Origin of the sequence: Stenotrophomonas sp. HMWF003, assembly GCF_003061285.1 — a bacterium.
Classification (GTDB): Bacteria; Pseudomonadota; Gammaproteobacteria; order Xanthomonadales; family Xanthomonadaceae; genus Stenotrophomonas; species Stenotrophomonas maltophilia_AP.
In genome coordinates, this window is the sequence record NZ_QAIW01000214.1 from 908 (window position 1) to 2,783 (window position 1,876).

A 1,876-nucleotide genomic window follows, 5' to 3' on the forward strand; every position below is an offset into this window, starting at 1 on the left:
AAAGAAGACAGCAGCGTCGGTGGCAGCAGCGCCAGCCTGGGCAGCGGCGTCAGCCGAGGTGTTGGCGGCGGTGGCGGCGGTGTCGGCAGCAGCCTGGGCAGCGTCGGCGGTCTGGGCGCCAGCAGCAGCGGCCTGGTCGGCGGCGACCTGGGCGTCAGCGGCAGCTTCGTTGGCCGAAGCAGCGGCGTCAGCAGCCTGTTCCTGCTTCGAGCAGGCGGTCAGAGCCAGGCCCAGGGCCATCGCGATCAGCAGCTTGTTGATGCTCATTTGTGTGAATCCTCGTCGTTAGATTAGGCAACGCGCTATTGCGCGCCCGGCAACATGATGACAAGCCACGTTTGGCTGTCAAGCGATCGCGCATTCATTTTTGCGAAATGCGCGTTAAGTTCAATCAAATCAATTCGATGGCAATGGCCGTCGCTTCGCCGCCGCCGATGCACAGGGTGGCGACGCCGCGCTTTCCGCCGCGCGTGCGCAATGCGTTGACCAGCGTTACCACCAGGCGTGCGCCGGAAGCGCCGATCGGATGGCCCAATGCGCAGGCGCCACCGTTGACGTTGACCTTCTCGTGCGGGATGCCCAATTCACGGATCGGGGCCATCGCCACCACCGCGAAGGCCTCGTTGATTTCGAACAGGTCAACCTGGTCCAGCTGCCAGCCGGCTTTCTCCAGCACCTTGTGCAGGGCGCCGATGGGGGCGGTGGTGAACCATTCCGGTTCCTGGGAATGCGTGGCGTGGGCCACGATCCGCGCCAGCGGCGTTACCCCGCGCGCCGCAGCATCGTCCTCGGACAGCAGCACCAGCGCGGCAGCGCCATCGGAAATGCTCGAGGAGCTGGCTGCAGTGACCGTGCCGTCCTTCTTGAAGGCCGGGCGCAGGGTCGGAATCTTGGCGATGTCCGAGCGGCCGGGCTGTTCGTCCTGGCTGTACTCAACCTCGCCCTTGCGACCGGCCACCTTCACCGGAACGATTTCGTCGGCGAAGGCGCCGTCGGCCTGGGCGGCCTGCGCACGGCGCACCGATTCAATGGCGAAGGCGTCCTGCTCCTCGCGGCTGAACTGGTACTTGTCCACCGTGGTTTCGGCGAATTCGCCCATTGCCTTGCCGTCGTAGGCATTGACCAGGCCGTCATGGGCCATGTGGTCGACCGCCTGGAAATTGCCGAAGCGGTTGCCGGTGCGCGAGTTGGGCAGCAGGTGCGGCGCATTGGACATCGATTCCATGCCGCCGGCCACCACGATGCTGGCCGACCCGGCCTTGATCAGGTCGTGTCCCAGCATGATGGCCTTCATGCCCGAACCGCACACCTTGTTGAGGGTGGTGGCACCGGTGGAGACCGGAATGCCCGCCGCGATCGCCGCCTGGCGCGCAGGCGCCTGGCCCAGGTTGGCCGGCAGCACGCAGCCCATGATGACTTCGGACACATCGGCCGCCGCGATGCCGGACTGTTGCAGTGCCGCCGCGATTGCCGTGGCGCCCAGGGTCGGGGTGGGTACGCCGGTGAACTGGCCCAGGAAGGAACCAATGGCGGTGCGTTTGGCAGCGGCGATGACGATGTTGGACATGGGCAATCTCGTTGGTGCGTGAGCAGGTTTCAAGAGTGGGACCGCATGCCATTGGCGACAGCGGGTTTTCCCGGCAGACTGCGAACTACCGGCCAAGTATAGAGGCTTGGCACTAGCCGCCGGGCCAGGTCCAGGAGGACCGGCCAGACGGGGGCGAACATCACGTCAATTGGGGAAACAAGGATGAACAAGGCAGTAGTGGGTCGATCCGTACTGGTCACCGCGCTCGCGGCGGCGCTGGGCGCGTGTGGCGGGGGTGGTGGGGGCGGCAATGTCCGCATCGATCCCCCCCCGACCACGCCTCCCACC

2 protein-coding genes are annotated in these 1,876 nt (G+C 66.0%); both read right to left on the minus strand.

The features are described 5' to 3' along the window. Nucleotides 1-267: hypothetical protein (locus DBR34_RS08675; protein ID WP_258223767.1), on the minus strand; the 267-nt coding region annotated here is incomplete at its 3' end. Between the two features lie 124 nt (nucleotides 268-391). Then, nucleotides 392-1,567: a thiolase family protein gene (locus DBR34_RS08680; protein ID WP_128096494.1), complete on the minus strand. Its 1,176-nt coding sequence runs from the start codon at nucleotides 1,565-1,567 to the stop codon at nucleotides 392-394. Nucleotides 1,568-1,876 lie beyond the last annotated feature (309 nt).